Here is a 14,146-nt window from a genome sequence, read left to right as displayed (position 1 = left end):
CGCTCACGCTTTGGGGCGTTTCAGGATGAACGCCTGCCGCTTGGTCTCGGCGACGAGCTTGCCATCCTGTTTGAAGGCCTTGTGATGAAATTCGACGATGCCGGCATCCGGCCGCGATTTCGACTCGCGCTTACCAAGAATTTCCGTGGTGCAATAAACCGTGTCCCCTTCGAAGAGCGGATTGGGGAAACGCGTTTCGGTCATGCCGAGATTGGCGATGGTGGTGCCGTTGGTGAGGTCGGTGACGGCGATGCCGATCATCAGGCCGAGGGTGAACAGGGAGTTCATCAGCGGCTGGCCCCAGTCGGTCTCGGTCTCGCAAAAATGCCGGTCCACATGCAGGGGCTGCGGATTCATCGTCATGTTGGAGAACAACATATTGTCCATCTGGGTGACTGTCCTGGTCAGGCGATGCTTCCAGACCACGCCGACCTCGAAATCCTCCAGATAGAGGCCGCCGCGCCAGTGGCGCTTGTCGTCGGCGGTGATCGGCGTCTTGCTCATCGCAGGTGTCTCCTAATGATACAGATGCCCGGCCTTATGGCGGTCGAGTCTTAAACGGGCATTTACCATAAAATCCCATTCTAGGGCCGGACCTACTTTGCCCGGCGGGCTGGCGAAGTGTCCAGACAGAGTTGCTGATCATCATGATCGTCCGTTCGTTTCTTGCCTGGTCCGAAACCGCGACCGTGGCGCAGCGCTCGCGTGCTGCGGGCGCCCTGGCGCGGGCTTTTCTGGTTTCCGATCTGAGCGAAACCGAGCGTGCCGATGCCTTGGTGGCGATGGCGGTTTTGCTCGACGATCCTTCGCCGTTGGTCCGGCGTGAACTCGCCGTGGCGCTTGCCCTGTCGGACGCAGCGCCGCACCACATCGTCGCGTCACTTGCCGCCGACCAGTTCGATGTGGCCCTGCCGATCCTGCAGCATTCGCCGGTGCTGGAGGATGGAGATCTGATCGACATCGTTGTCGGAGGCTGCGCCGAGGCGCAGGTGGTGATCGCGCGCCGTGCCGGTCTGACCGCGCCCTTGCGAGCGGTGCTGGCCGAGATCGGTTGCCGCGAAGCCGTGCTGACGATCATTGACGCGCATTTGCCCGATGCCGTGCTGGCGCGGCTGATCGATCGTTTCGCGGATGATGGCGAGATCAGGGAAGCCATCCTGCAACTGTCGGAACTGCCCGCGGACCTACGCGTGCGCCTGGTTGAGGCGACGGCGACGGCGCTGGCGAGCTTCGTTGCCGGTTGGATTCCGCAGGAGCGGTTGACGCGGGTGAAGCGCGAGGCCTGCGAACGCGGCGCGGTGATTATTGCCAGCGACAGCGACTACCAGGTCGAGGATCTCTGTGCGCTGGTCCGGCATCTGCGCGACGGCCGGCAGCTCACGGCGGCCCTGTTGTTGCGCTCGCTCCTGTCGGGTGACCGATTGTTGCTCGAGGCAGCACTGAGCGAACTGTCGGGCTTTTCGGCTGAACGCGTCGCCGGTCTCACGCGGTTGTGGAAGGGGGCCGGCTTCCGGGCTCTGTTCGCCCGCTCCGGTTTGCCGGATTGGCTGATCGTCCCGATCAAGGCGGCGCTCGACGTCTTCGATGAGCTGGGGATCGAGGACAGCTACGGTCATACAGGGGCCCTGAGATTAAGTGTGGTGGAGCCCGTGCTGGCGGCCTGTGAGGCGCGGCATGATCCGGCGCTGCGGCCAGTGATCGCCACTTTGCGCCGGTTCCAAGCCGAGGCGGCGCGCGAGGAAGCCCGGCAAAGGGCGATGACCATGACGCCGATCGTCCGACCAGATCTTGCCGCAATTGCTCAGCCGGTTCAGGTTCGTCCGCCGATCGCGATCGATCTGAAAGCGATCGAAGACGAGCTTTTTTGCAACGCCGCATGACAGTTTTTTACCGTTAAGCCACAGTCTTTAATTTGAATTTATTATTTAAAATCATATACTTATAATTTTTCTCCCCACTATGTGGAGAAATTGTGGCTGTAAAGTCACACTCCGGGAAGAACACGCCTTTTGGAAGCGTTTTAAGGCATTTGGAAGTTCGCCGCTCGCCATGTTTCGGTTACATTGTCCTTCGCGAACGGAATCACCGGGAGCAAAATTGCGTCAGGTCTGCTGCTCAGAGGGAGCGGACCCGGGGCAAGGGGCAGAGATGAAGGATCAAATGGTTCGGCCTGTGGGAATTGCGCCCGCCGGTCAGGCTCGATCCGGATCCTCTATCTCGTAGTCTTAATCTGGAGGTTAAGTAATGACGCTCACCAAGAGCCTTCTGCTCGGCACCTCGGCGGCTCTGCTCGCCGTGGCCGGCGCGCAGGCAGCGGACCTGCCGTCGCGCAAGGCCGCGCCTGTTGAATATGTGCGAGTTTGCGACGCTTACGGCGCAGGCTTCTATTGGATTCCCGGCACCGACACCTGCTTGAAGGTCGGTGGCCGCGTCCGTGTCGACATGTGGTACACCCCGGCGAAGAATGCGGTCTCGCATCGTTCGACCACCGGTGGCGCCGGCACGTTCATCTCGTCGAACGCGGTTGACCAGAATGGCTGGTACGCTCGCGGCATCGTCAACATGGACGCCCGCACGCAGTCTGCTTGGGGCACCGTGCAGACCGTCTTCGCGCTGCGCCTGATGGCCGCTTCCGGCCTCGGCAACACTCCTCCGGGCTACACCGGTGGCGTTTTCGCCGCCGGCAACGCCAACTCGGCAACCATCGAAGCGGCCTACATCCGTTTCGCCGGCTTCACCGTCGGTCAGGCGGCTTCGAACTTCACGTTCCTGCCGCCGTATCAGTACCATGCGATGGTGACCGCGGGCTTCCCGAACGGCATCCGTCAGTTGGCTTACACCGCCACCTTCGGCGGCGGCTTCTCGGCGACCATCGCCCTGGAAAACCGCGCTGAACTGACCAACTCGACGGCCGCCAACACGCTCGGCGCCAACCCGTTCACCGCTACGGCGGCGACCGCTGGCCCGAACGCGCAGCGTCTGCCGGCCCTCGTCGGTAACGTCCGCATCGACCAGTCGTGGGGTTCCGCGATGCTGTCGGCCGCGGTGCTCGAGAACAACGCCACGTTCGGCAACGCCGCTCTCGCGGTCGTTGGCAACGCCGGCCCGCGCGTCAGCCGTACCGGTTGGGCGGTCAGCGGTGGTCTCCGTGTCAACCTGCCGATGCTCGCTGCTGGCGATCACATCCAGGGCTGGGTCGCTTATGGCGTCGGCGCGCTCGACTACGTGACGACTTCGGGTATCAACTCGAACCCGCCGGTGTCGGCTAACTGGCTCGGTGGCTTCCTGCGTGCCGACCGCAACGTGACGCTGTTCTGCGTGAACGCGGCTTGTACGGTTGGTGGCGCGGAGCAGACCAAGGCTTGGTCGGCTGCTGCCATGTTCACCCACTACTGGACCCCGTCTCTGCGTTCGAACTTGATCGGTTCGTATGCGCGCATCATGCCGGGTTCGGTTACCCGCAACACGGCTTGGGCGAACGGCGGTCTGTCGAATGCCACGGTCTGGACCCTCATGGGTAGCCTGATCTGGTCGCCGGTTCGTAGCTTCGACATCGGTGTCGAACTGTCCTACTCGCGCCTGAACCAGAGCCTGCCGCTCTCGGTTCCGGTTGGTCTCGGCACGCTGGCTTCGGTCAGCCCGAGCAACTGGACGGGTCGTGTTCGCGTCGAGCGCACGTTCTAAAGCGAAGAATTTCGCTAATCTGCTCTTCGCCTGATCAAACAGGCTTAGAAACAAGAACCCCGGTGCGAAAGCACCGGGGTTTTTCTTTGCTGGCATTATCCGAAGTAAAATTGCTTCCGCGTGTGAGGCGCTTCTTTATTCCTTCAGCAGATCCGCGGTCTTCTTGATGACCTCTGGCGGCATCGCATAGGCGTCGGCGACGATCTTCTGCACGTCCTCGCCTGACACCGGCGTGATTTCCAGCTTGGCGCGATCGGCCTCGGCCAAAAACTCCTTGTCTTGCATCGTATCCATGAAAGCCTTGCGCAGGATGGCGGCGCGTTCGGGCGGTATGCCGGGAGGCGCGAGGAAGGGGCGTCCCAAGACCTGCCGGGCAAAGACCAGTTGGAAGATGCCTTTCTGCTCAGGCGTCTTGGCCAGATCCAGGACCAGGGGCGTGTTCGGCAGATCGGGATGCTTGTTCAAGGACAATTGCATGAGGACTGAGATCTTCTTGTCCCGTAGCCACTCTGACGCGGTCGACTTGACGCTCGACCAAGACCAGCCGCAGCGTCCTTGTACTTCACCGCGTTCCATCGCGAGATTGACGTCGCTGCCGCCAGGATAGCCGACGACGAGTTTCATCTTGGTGCCGAGAACGCCGTTGATGAGCTTGGGATATTGATCGGTGTCGGCGCTGCCGCCGGTGCCGCCGACAATCCACTCCTGCGAGAAAATCTGGTCGACGGTTTTGATATTGCTGGTGTGCCAGGCGACGCAAACGCTCACTTCATTGGCGGCACTGCCGAGCCAGGTGAATTTGGTGGCGTCGTAATTGGTGCCGGGCATGCCGAGCAGGGTATCGAAGGCGACGCCGCGTGCGACGATGCCGAAATTATTGCCGTCCTTCGGCGCCACGGCATAAAGCCAGTTGGCAAGCCGCAGACTGCCTGCTCCGGGCATGTTCTGGATCAGGATCGTCGGGGAGCCAGGCAGATGGCGGCTCATGAAACGGCCGACCATCCGGCCATAAACGTCGTAGCCGCCGCCCGCCGAATAGCCGACATAGAGATTGACCGTTGATCCTGATTGGGCGTTCGCCGCCGAGACGAACGCAGCAATACCCAATGTGGCCGATGCAAATACAGCCTTGGCGCGCATAAACCCTCTCCGTTTCCTCTGATCGCCGCGACGTGAATGATGGCCGGGCGATCCTGTGCCGCGAGCAGGCTTTTTATGGCGTCCTGCTTCGCTGGCATCTTTTCTAGCTCATTGCCAGGGAGAGGAAAACCGCTGTCTCAGGCTGCCCGCTAAGCCTCTCGGCTCCTGGTCTTATTTGCACCGGCCTCGCGCTGGGGTTATCCCGATGGTGGAAGCGGATGGGTCGATCATGAATGCTGATATCGACTGCCTGGTGATTGGAGCTGGCGTTATCGGTCTGGCTATCGCGCGGGCCTTGGCGCGTGCAGGCCGCGAGGTCGTGGTGGTCGAACGCGAGCGCGCCGTGGGCCAGGGTGCGTCGTCGCGCAACAGCGAGGTCATCCATGCCGGCATCTATTATGCGCCAGGCTCACTGAAGGCCAGGCTCTGCGTCGAAGGCCGCCAACGGCTCTATCGCTTCTGCGCCGATCATCACGTTCCGCATGCGCGCTGCGGTAAAATCATTGTTGCCGCCAGCGCCGAGCAACGCGACACGCTGCTCGCGATCACCGCGCGCGCTCATGCCAATGGCGCGACCGATGTGCGCGAAATTGGGCGCGACGAGATGAAGGCGATGGAGCCGGAGATCGAAGGCGTCATGGGGCTCGCCTCGCCGTCGACCGGCATCGTCGATACCCATGCGCTGATGCTGGCACTGGAAGGCGATGCGGCGATGCACGGCGCTAGCACAGCTTTCGCGACGCCGTTTCTGGGCGCCTCGCGCGCAGGGGAACATTTGCGCGTTCGACTTGGCGGTGATGAGGCCTGCGACATGTCGGTCAACACTTGCGTGCTGGCGGCGGGCCTCGCTTCGCCCCGGCTGGCGCATATGATTGAAGGCATCGCCCGCGACAGCATCCCGCAGCCGCATTTCGCCAAGGGCAATTATTTTACGCTTGGCCGTCGCTCGCCGTTTTCGCGACTGATCTATCCGGTGCCGGAGCCGGGGGGCTTGGGCACCCATTTGACCATCGATCTGGCCGGCCGGGCGCGATTTGGCCCGGATGTCGAATGGCTCGATACGCAAGACGATCTGGCGATCGACTATGCGGTCGATCCGGCGCGGGCGAACAAATTCTATCGCGCTATCCGACGCTACTGGCCGGGCTTGCAGGATGGCGAACTGTTGCCGGACTATTCGGGCGTGCGACCGAAGATCGTGCCGCAAGGCGCGGCGGAAGCCGACTTTATGGTTCAAGGGCAAGATGTGCATGGTGTGCGCGGGCTTGTCGCGCTCTATGGTATCGAAAGTCCAGGATTGACCAGTGCGCTTGCGATCGCCGAGCGCGTGGCGGATATGGTTGCAGCAGAGGCGAATGCATGAGCGAGCCACGCATTGATTATCAAGTCGGAAATGGCGTTGCTACGCTGACGATCAATCAGCCGGCGAAGATGAATGCCCTGACTTTCGAGATGTGGAGTGCCATTCCCGGGCTTGTTGCGCAGGCTGAAGGAGATCACTCGGTTCGATTGATCGTCCTGACCGGTGCTGGCGACAAGGCCTTCTGCGCCGGTGCCGATATTTCGCAGTTCGGCACGAAGCGCACGGGCGAAGCCGCCGTACAGGCCTATGAAGCGGCAGTGCTCGCCGGCATGGAAGCGCTGATGCACGCCCAAAAGCCCGTGCTCGCGCGCATTCGCGGCATCGCCTTCGGTGGCGGTTTGGCGCTGGCACTGTGCTGTGATTTGCGGATCGCTTCCTCGGATTCGCGCTTTCGTATTCCAGCGGCGCGGCTGGGGCTTGGTTATGCGTTTTCCAATGTCGAAGCCTTAGTGCATCGCATCGGTTTGGGACCGGCGAGCGACATGCTGCTCAGCGCACGCATTGTGGACGGCGCCGAGGCCGAACGATTGGGGCTCGTCAACAAGACATGGGATGCGCCGTCGTTCGATCAGGCTGCCGATGACTATATTGCCGCCATCGCCACCAATGCGCCGCTCACTCTGATGGCGTTGAAGAAATCGCTGGCTGAAACCGCCAAGCCGCATGATGAGCGCGATCGCGCCGGCGCTGATGCGCTTGTGGCGCGTTGTTTCAGCAGCGAAGACTACAAGGAAGGGCAGGCGGCTTTCAAAGAAAAACGCGTGCCACAGTTCAGGGGCGTTTGAGGCCGCTCAGGTTTCCGCCGAGGGTGCATCGGCGATGAAGCGACGGCGGGCGACGGGATCGTTGCGCAGATGCATGAAGCGCGCATCGTTATCGATCAGGGCATCGCAAAGTTCGAGCAGCCGCGCATAGTCCTTATGCTCGTGCGCAACCTCCGGCTCGATCGTTTCGCCGAGCAGAGGGAACTCGGGAAAACCGAGCAGAAAGGGCGTGGTCGGCACAGTTTGGCGCGGCGCATTGTCGGGCTTGCTGCATGCGAAGACGATGGCGGTGCGCTGCGATTTGGTGGTTCCCGCCTCCCAGGCGCCCATGGCGATGCCGACGAGCACAACGGGCATGTTCGACATGCCGCCGGCCTCTGCATAATAGATCGCCAGCGGGTCTTCATTGTCATAGATGAAACCGCGCACGCCGCCGTCGCTGCCGCAGCAGGCGCAGCCGAAGCCGAGCATGTCTTCGCCGGGTTCAACCCTGATCTGGCTCATCTTTCCGTTCCGACCGGGGCGATTTCGCTCCCTATTCAAACCCCATATTGGGGCGGGCGAACGGCCTGTCAATCTTGGCAGTCTGCCCATCCGCGGGTTCCAACAGGTGCCCGCTACAGATTGAGGGTGGCTGGCGCGAAGATTTCCTCCACCTCCACCTGCCGGTCGGTAAGGCCTTGTTCGTGCACGTATTGCGCGATGGTTTCGATGACCTTGCGGTTGTGGCGCAGGCCGTAGCTTTTCGGGTCGGTGGCGAAGAGTTTGGCGGGTTCCGCCGCGACGAGGCCGCAGGCGGCATAGTCCTTCAGGGTCGCCTGGGCGGTTTTCTCGACTTCGGCCTTGGCGGCCATGAAAGCGTGATAGACGTTCACCGCCACCCAGGGATATTTCTCGTGCACCTCGCGCTTGATCACCATGGCGTGGTTGATCGGATAGAGCCCGGTTTTTTGATAGAAGCGGGTCGATTCCGCGATGGCGTTGGGAAACAGCGGTTCGCAAACCTCGGAGACGTCGGCGCTGCTGCGATCGACCAGATTGCGTTCGTTGAGATAGAGCAGGGCGCCGTCGAGTTCGCCCTTCACCAGCATGTCGCCGATATTGGTCGACAGTGGAATTTGATTGATCCTGACACCTGGCGGCGGTTTGAAGCCGGTGGAGCCGCCGTGGCTGATATCCGGTACGCGCTCCATGTACCAATCGATGTCGCGGGCATGTACGCCGAATTCATGTTGCAGCACGCCGCGCGACCAGATGGCCGATGTTTGCTGATATTCGGGGACACCGATTTTCTTGCCGATGAGATCGGACGGCTTTTTGATGCCGCTGTCTTTGCGCACGATGATGCGGGTATGAAAGAACATGCGCGCGGTATAGATCGGCAGACCGACGAAGCGCTGATCGCCTTTCGACACCGCGATGAACAAGGACGACAGCGACATTTCCGAAATGTCGAACTCGGCGAATTTGAGCTGACGCCAGAACATTTCTGAGGGATGAACCACGGTCGGCAGAAGCCTGACGCCTTGCGGCTGGTGGCGTCCCTCGATCACGGGGCGGGTACGCTCGTTGTTGGAAAGCGCGATGCTGAGCGGCAAAAGATCAATCGTCATTCAAGTCTCCAAAGTTTCGCGGCCTTTCACCAACGCGGGGTGAGTTCGGCGGCGAAGACTTCTTTCCAGTTATCGTTGGTTTGCATGAAACCGTCGTAAGGCCTGATCTGCGCATGAATTTTGGGATCGGCGCCTTTGGGCCTGCGCCCTTCCTCGACATCGGTAACGGCCTCCAACATCAAGCGCCGCATGGCGACGATGGCTTTGTCGGAGCTGCCGAGATGTTCCAGGGAGCGGTCGACGATGGGCCCCATGCCTTCCTGCAAGGCGAAGTCCTGCGTATTGATGCCCTCGATGCCCGTATAGGTCTCGGACTTCTGCTTATTGCGATCGATGAAATAATCGTTCGATTTGTTGGCTTTCAATTGGAACGTGCCGGGGATCATCTGATCGGGGCCACGGCCGTAGAAATATTCACGTTCGAGGATGTTGTCCTCGCTGAAATTGGCGTCGGCATCATAGGCGCAAGCCCAGTTGTAGACATAGGTCGTGGTGTCGTCGATGGGCACCCAGATATGGCCATTGAGTTCCGGATAGTCGCGGCGCGACCCATCGAACTTATGAATGCCGCCGCGAAACTGCTGGAACGGCATGACAAAATGATAGATGCGCATGTAATAGTTGCCGTCCTTCAGGTCGCGGAAGGAGACGTAGCAATAGCCATATTCGGTGCGCTCGACGTCAAGTCGCGGCGAGCGATCGCGGAGGCGCGGCTCATTGCGATTGCCGAGATTGTTGTTATGGGCGAAAGACGAATGCGCGGTGTCGAGGCCGCCTTCCATCGCCTGGAGATAATTGCATTCTTCATAAGTTTTCGAGACATGCCGATGGGTTATGGGTGCGCGCATCCATTCATAATCCGGCGGCTCGGGCATGGTCTCCTTGGGACCCATATAGGTCCAGACGATGCCGCCTTTGTCGATGCAGGGGTAAGCCTTGATCTTGACCCGCTGGTGCAGCGTCGACCCTTCAGGTTCTGAGGGCATGTCGACGCAATGGCCCCGGGTGTTGAACTTCCAGCCGTGATAGACGCATCGCAATCCGCACTCTTCGTTGCGGCCGAAAAACATCGGGGCGCGGCGATGCGGACAAAAGGCATCGACGAGGCCGACATCGCCGTTGCTATCACGGAAAGCGATCAGATCTTCGCCGAGTAAGCGCACGCGCACAGGCGCTCCGTCGTTTTCCGGCAGTTCGGAGGACATCAGTGCGGGGATCCAGTAGCGCCGGAAGAGTTCTCCGCCGGGCGTCCCGGCGCCAACGCGCGTCAGCCGCTCGTTATCCTCGTGTCTCAGCATGATATCCTCCCGCTGTTCGGCGCGGCGCGGGTCGGAGAGGGATCGAACTGGGGCGCGTGTTCTTGCGTTGGTTTGGCATGACCATGCCACCGCAAGCGATGCGCCAATTGTCCTCCCTGGACGAGGCCGTGTTCGCCAGCCTTCGATATTCCTTAGCGCATTCGCGGGCGCGTGAGAATGGCTTTAGAGATGAGGAGGAGCTCGCTCGTCACGCCGGCAAGATAGTGCATATCTGTGCGATTACGCGCCCTGTTTCACGCCGGCGCGCACCTCGGCCTCGATCAATTTCCAGATGTGGTCGACCTGCTCGATGAAGGCGGGGTGCCGCTTCAAATCGAGGTCGCGCGGGCGCGGCAGATCGATGGCAACTTCCGTTTTGACGCAGCCCGGGCGGGCGCTGAATACGATGACGCGATCCGACAGGAAGACGGCTTCATCGATCTGATGGGTGATGAGCAGGACGGTCTTGCGGCTCTTCTGCCAGATCGACAGCAGTTCCGTCTGCATGATTTCGCGCGTTTGCGCATCGAGTGCCGCGAACGGCTCGTCGAGGAGCAAGATTTTCGGATCGACCGCCAGGGCGCGGGCGACATTGACGCGCTGGCGCATGCCGCCGGACAATTGGTGCGGATAGTGGCTCTCGAAACCGCGCAAGCCCGTCATATCGATGAAACGCTGGGCGATCGCCTGGACTTCGGCTTTTGGCCTGCCGGCAAGGGTTAGGCCATACCCGACATTCTCGATGACGGTTTTCCATGGCAAGAGAGAATCCTGCTGGAAAACCATCGCGCGATCGGGACCGGGACGATCGACCTTCGTACCATCGACGAAAACCGAACCGCTGGAGGGCGCGAGAAGACCGTCGATGATCCGCAGCAACGTTGACTTGCCGCTGCCGCTGGCGCCGACAATGGACACGAACTCGCCTTCGTTGATCGACAAGTCGATCGAACGCAACGCTTCCACCGAGGATTTGTCATTGCGAACGAATGTCTGGCTGACATTGTCGATTTTGAGCAGCGCGGTCATTCAAGCCTCCAGGGGGCGAGGTAGCGTTCCAGTGCCGCGAAGAGGACACTGCCGATCAATCCCATGGCGCCGAGCACGATCACATAGCCCAGCACGCGGGCAGTATCGAACGTCTGGCTCGCCGACATGATGGCGAAGCCGAAGCCAGCAAAAGAACCGAAGAATTCGGCGACGACGATGCCGACAAGGGCGCGCGCCCAGGCGACGCGAATGCCGCTGACGATGAAGGGCAGCGCGTAAGGAAAAGTGACCGTGCTGAAAATCTGCAACGGCGTGGCGTTGAAGGAGCGCGCTGCCTCGATCAGCGGCTTGTCGGTGGCGCGCAGGCCGGCCTCCGTGGTGACAACCACGGGAAAGACGGCGACCAGCAAAACCAGCACGAATTTCGAGGCAAAACCGAGTCCGAGCCAGGCGATGAACAATGGCGCCAACGCGATGATGGGCACCGAATTCAGGGCGCTCAGCACTGGGCCGCCTGTCAGCGACAGAAAGCGGCTCGAGGCCAGCGCCAGGCCAATGCCGATGCCGATGGCGATCGACACCAGAAAGGACGTCACCACCGCCGTCACCGTAGCCCAGGCGTTCTCCGCCATTGTGCCCTGCTGGAATTCCTTCCAGAGGGCGGAAGCCACCTCGGCTGGCGGGACGAGCAGCAGCCGGTTGGTGACGACCATCGACAGAAGCTGCCAGAGGATGAGCACGAAGCCGGTCGAAACGAAGATGCGCGTGAGGGCGGCCGCGCGCGTGTCCTGTTCGAGGAAGTCATAAACCTTGCGCAAAGGAGCCTCTGTTGTTCGAGGTTATGACGGATAGCGGGCCCAAGCTTGCTTGCCCCAGCCCTTCTCGCCGACGACCTGGCCATCGAGATAGACTGTCTTGCCGCGCACGATGGTGCGGACCGGCTTGCCTTTGACCTTGCGGCCGGCATAGGGACTCCAGCCAGTGAGACTCAGCACGTCTTCGTCGCTGATCTCATATTCCTTCTCGAGATCGACGAGGACGAGATCGGCATGATGACCGGCGACGACATTGCCTTTGTGCTCGATGCCGAAAATGCGTGCCGGGGCGGTTGAGGTGGCTTCGACGACACGTTCCAGCGAAATCTTGCCTTCCAGCGCAGCGGTGAGGAACATGCTGAGATAGAACTGGGTTGAGGGCGTTCCCGTGTGAGCTTTCCAGCCGTTGATCCAGCCGATCTCTTTTTCCTCGCGGGTGTGGGGCGCATGGTCGGTGGCGACGATATCGATCGTGCCGTCGTTCAATCCTTCCCACAGGCTCGGCACATTCTTTTCCGGCACCCAATAGGACAAAGCATAGGAGCCGAGGCGCTGGATCGCCGACCAGTCGCAACCCAGAAACAGCGCCCAGGGGTTGATCTCGCAGGTGACGCGTTGCCCGGCTGCTTTGGCCTTGCGGATGAGATCGACGCTGCCAGCGGTCTGCGTGTGCAGGATGTGCAGGTGGCAGCCTGCCGCTTTCTGTAGGCGCAGAAGCGTGGCGATGGCGGTTTCCCAGATGACGCCGTCATGTGCCGCATAGGCCTTGGCATAGGCCAGTGCATCGCGCTCCTGGCGTTCCCAGAATTCCTTTTCGATCACGTCCATCAAGGCCTGGTCGTGCGGATGGACCATCAGCGGCACATTGACCTTCGCGCAATGCTGCATGATTTCGAGAATGCGGCCATGATCATGCACGCCAATGCCTGGCATATGCGGATAGTCGCGTCCGGTATCGACCACCATGAAGATCTTGAAGGCGGCGATGCCTTCTTCGGCCATGCTGGAGATTTCGTCTTGAATGGTGGGAGCGGGATTAAAATTCCAGTCGACGATGGCGTCGCGCTCGTAAATGGCGAATTGCTTCTTCAGGAGATCGAGCGAATTGGGCGGCGGCTGCACGTTGGGCATGCCGACGGTGGTGGTGACGCCGCCGGCGGCGCACTGCTGAGTCGACGTGTAGATGGTGTCTTTATATTCGAAACCCGGCAGGCTGCCTTCGCGGTGATGCGAATGCATGTCGATCACGCCGGGCAGAATGGCGAGGCCCCTGGCGTCGATCGTCTCTTTGGCGACGGGCTCCTGACCGGGGGGATAGATGCCGGCGATACGGCCATTCTCGATGCCAACGGAAGCCTGCGTCTGGCCCTTCGGGGTGATCAGCAGGCCGTTGCGGATAAGCGTATCCATAAGTCGAATTCTCCAGAGACTAGAAAGTTATGCGGCCGGCGCGCGTTGCTGGATCGTGTCGAAGACTTCTCCGACATAGGCGCGCGACAGCCGACGGGTGATGAAAACGATGCGCGAGGTTCGTGGGCCTTCCGGCCAGGCCGGAAGTTCGAAGGGCGGATGCAGCAAACTCTGCACCGCTTGAATGACGATCGGGCGGGGCCGGCCGATGATGTCGACGATGCCTTTGACGCGCAGAAGGTCTTGGCCGTTGCCCATGACGAGCGCGTCGAGCCAATTGGCGACATGTTCCCAATGGAGCGGCGATTTGAATTCGAAGACGAAAGAGGAAATATCGGCGCCATGGCGGGTGATATCGTGATGATGGTCGTGGCCATGATCATGATGTACGGCGTGCGCTTCCGCGTTGAGCCAGCGGGCGACATCCTCGTTCTTGGTTGCCGGATCATAGATGTCGATGGTTTCAAGATCATCGGGCATCACGATGCCGTCGAGCGAGGAGCGGTGGAACCGTGCGCCGCGATTGAGCTGCCTCAAGCTGGCGACGATGTCATCGCTCGCCGCGTCGACATCGACCTTGGTGAGGATAAGTTCATCGGCCACGGCGACTTGCTTCACCGATTCCTGATGGTTTGCCAGTGTCGCCATGCCATTGACCGCATCGACCGTGGTCACGACCTGGCGCAGCCGAAAGCGCCGCGCCACCGGGAAGGTCATCAAGGCCTGGATCACGGGCGCCGGGTCGGCCAGGCCGGTGGTTTCGATGAGCACGCGACTAAAGGCGCGCACTTCGCCTTTCTCGCGCCGCACGATCAGCTCGCGCAACGTGTTCACGAGATCGCCGCGCACGGTGCAGCACAGACAGCCCGTCGACAGTTCGATCGTATTGTCATTGCTGGAGGCGATCAGAGCGTGATCGATCCCAACTTCACCGAACTCATTGACGATAACGGCGGCATCGGCCAGGTCCGGTGTGCGTAGCCAGGCATTGAGAAGCGTTGTCTTGCCGCTCCCGAGAAAACCGGTGAGCAACGTGACGGGAATACGGTCGTCAGCCATGGTACGTACT

The 14,146-nt window shown here is 60.9% G+C and carries 13 protein-coding genes; 4 read left to right on the top strand and 9 right to left on the bottom strand.

Annotated features, from left to right (window positions below; translation table 11 throughout):
- Positions 1-3: 3 nt before the first annotated feature.
- Positions 4-504, bottom strand: a complete 501-nt coding sequence (locus tag OIM99_RS21030; RefSeq protein WP_311852441.1) for a MaoC family dehydratase — start codon at positions 502-504, stop codon at positions 4-6.
- Positions 505-647: 143 nt separating this feature from the next.
- On the opposite strand from OIM99_RS21030, the gene OIM99_RS21025 reads away from it, so the two are divergent.
- Together OIM99_RS21025 and OIM99_RS21020 are read left to right on the top strand one after the other, a co-directional pair.
- Positions 648-1,880, top strand: coding sequence for a DUF2336 domain-containing protein (locus OIM99_RS21025; protein WP_311852440.1), 1,233 nt, complete (start codon positions 648-650; stop codon positions 1,878-1,880).
- A gap of 364 nt (positions 1,881-2,244) precedes the next feature.
- A complete protein-coding gene (locus OIM99_RS21020) occupies positions 2,245-3,684 on the top strand; it encodes a porin (RefSeq protein ID WP_311852439.1) in 1,440 nt (479 codons plus the stop codon).
- 135 nt (positions 3,685-3,819) lie between these two features.
- Here the strand turns inward: OIM99_RS21020 and OIM99_RS21015 are convergent, their stop codons facing one another.
- Positions 3,820-4,824, bottom strand: coding sequence for a hypothetical protein (locus OIM99_RS21015; protein WP_311852438.1), 1,005 nt, complete (start codon positions 4,822-4,824; stop codon positions 3,820-3,822).
- A 229-nt stretch (positions 4,825-5,053) separates the two neighbouring features.
- On the opposite strand from OIM99_RS21015, the gene OIM99_RS21010 reads away from it, so the two are divergent.
- Both OIM99_RS21010 and OIM99_RS21005 read left to right on the top strand, forming a co-directional pair.
- Positions 5,054-6,187: an NAD(P)/FAD-dependent oxidoreductase gene (locus OIM99_RS21010; protein WP_311852437.1), complete on the top strand. Its 1,134-nt coding sequence runs from the start codon at positions 5,054-5,056 to the stop codon at positions 6,185-6,187.
- Entirely contained in the window at positions 6,184-6,972 is a 789-nt protein-coding gene (locus OIM99_RS21005; RefSeq protein WP_311852436.1) for an enoyl-CoA hydratase, read from the top strand. Before OIM99_RS21010 ends, OIM99_RS21005 begins: the two co-directional genes overlap by 4 nt.
- A 6-nt stretch (positions 6,973-6,978) precedes the next feature.
- Here OIM99_RS21005 and OIM99_RS21000 read toward each other — a convergent pair whose 3' ends face one another.
- The 7 genes from OIM99_RS21000 to OIM99_RS20970 all read right to left on the bottom strand — a co-directional run bounded on the left by OIM99_RS21000 (position 6,979) and on the right by OIM99_RS20970 (position 14,136).
- A complete protein-coding gene (locus OIM99_RS21000) occupies positions 6,979-7,455 on the bottom strand; it encodes a hypothetical protein (protein WP_311852435.1) in 477 nt (158 codons plus the stop codon).
- Positions 7,456-7,568: 113 nt separating this feature from the next.
- Complete coding sequence (locus OIM99_RS20995; RefSeq protein ID WP_311852434.1) at positions 7,569-8,564, bottom strand: ABC transporter substrate-binding protein; 996 nt, start codon at positions 8,562-8,564, stop codon at positions 7,569-7,571.
- Positions 8,565-8,590: 26 nt separating this feature from the next.
- Positions 8,591-9,862 carry a Rieske 2Fe-2S domain-containing protein gene (locus OIM99_RS20990; protein ID WP_311852433.1) on the bottom strand — a complete coding sequence of 424 codons (1,272 nt, stop codon included), beginning with the start codon at positions 9,860-9,862 and terminating at the stop codon, positions 8,591-8,593.
- Between the two features lie 240 nt (positions 9,863-10,102).
- Complete coding sequence (locus OIM99_RS20985) at positions 10,103-10,891, bottom strand: ABC transporter ATP-binding protein (protein WP_311852432.1); 789 nt, start codon at positions 10,889-10,891, stop codon at positions 10,103-10,105.
- Positions 10,888-11,670, bottom strand: a complete 783-nt coding sequence (locus tag OIM99_RS20980) for an ABC transporter permease (protein ID WP_311852431.1) — start codon at positions 11,668-11,670, stop codon at positions 10,888-10,890. Before OIM99_RS20980 ends, OIM99_RS20985 begins: the two co-directional genes overlap by 4 nt.
- A 21-nt stretch (positions 11,671-11,691) precedes the next feature.
- Positions 11,692-13,077 (bottom strand): dihydroorotase family protein, encoded by a 1,386-nt coding sequence (locus tag OIM99_RS20975; RefSeq protein WP_311852430.1) that lies wholly within the window; start codon positions 13,075-13,077, stop codon positions 11,692-11,694.
- Between the two features lie 27 nt (positions 13,078-13,104).
- Positions 13,105-14,136, bottom strand: a complete 1,032-nt coding sequence (locus OIM99_RS20970) for a GTP-binding protein (RefSeq protein ID WP_311852429.1) — start codon at positions 14,134-14,136, stop codon at positions 13,105-13,107.
- Positions 14,137-14,146 lie beyond the last annotated feature (10 nt).

Source organism: Methylocella sp. CPCC 101449, assembly GCF_031921685.1.
Taxonomy (GTDB): Bacteria; Pseudomonadota; Alphaproteobacteria; order Rhizobiales; family Beijerinckiaceae; genus Terripilifer.
The sequence above is the reverse complement of the archived record's forward strand: the minus strand, read 5'-3'. Positions and strand labels throughout refer to the sequence as shown.

Coding starts and splice junctions, on each gene's coding strand:
- OIM99_RS21030 (WP_311852441.1), bottom strand. CDS start 504: ATGAGCAAGACGCCGATCACCGCCGACGACAAGCGCCACTGGCGCGGC.
- OIM99_RS20995 (WP_311852434.1), bottom strand. CDS start 8,564: ATGACGATTGATCTTTTGCCGCTCAGCATCGCGCTTTCCAACAACGAG.
- OIM99_RS21025 (WP_311852440.1), top strand. CDS start 648: ATGATCGTCCGTTCGTTTCTTGCCTGGTCCGAAACCGCGACCGTGGCG.
- OIM99_RS20970 (WP_311852429.1), bottom strand. CDS start 14,136: ATGGCTGACGACCGTATTCCCGTCACGTTGCTCACCGGTTTTCTCGGG.
- OIM99_RS20975 (WP_311852430.1), bottom strand. CDS start 13,077: ATGGATACGCTTATCCGCAACGGCCTGCTGATCACCCCGAAGGGCCAG.
- OIM99_RS21015 (WP_311852438.1), bottom strand. CDS start 4,824: ATGCGCGCCAAGGCTGTATTTGCATCGGCCACATTGGGTATTGCTGCG.
- OIM99_RS20990 (WP_311852433.1), bottom strand. CDS start 9,862: ATGCTGAGACACGAGGATAACGAGCGGCTGACGCGCGTTGGCGCCGGG.
- OIM99_RS20985 (WP_311852432.1), bottom strand. CDS start 10,891: ATGACCGCGCTGCTCAAAATCGACAATGTCAGCCAGACATTCGTTCGC.
- OIM99_RS21010 (WP_311852437.1), top strand. CDS start 5,054: ATGAATGCTGATATCGACTGCCTGGTGATTGGAGCTGGCGTTATCGGT.
- OIM99_RS21020 (WP_311852439.1), top strand. CDS start 2,245: ATGACGCTCACCAAGAGCCTTCTGCTCGGCACCTCGGCGGCTCTGCTC.
- OIM99_RS21005 (WP_311852436.1), top strand. CDS start 6,184: ATGAGCGAGCCACGCATTGATTATCAAGTCGGAAATGGCGTTGCTACG.
- OIM99_RS21000 (WP_311852435.1), bottom strand. CDS start 7,455: ATGAGCCAGATCAGGGTTGAACCCGGCGAAGACATGCTCGGCTTCGGC.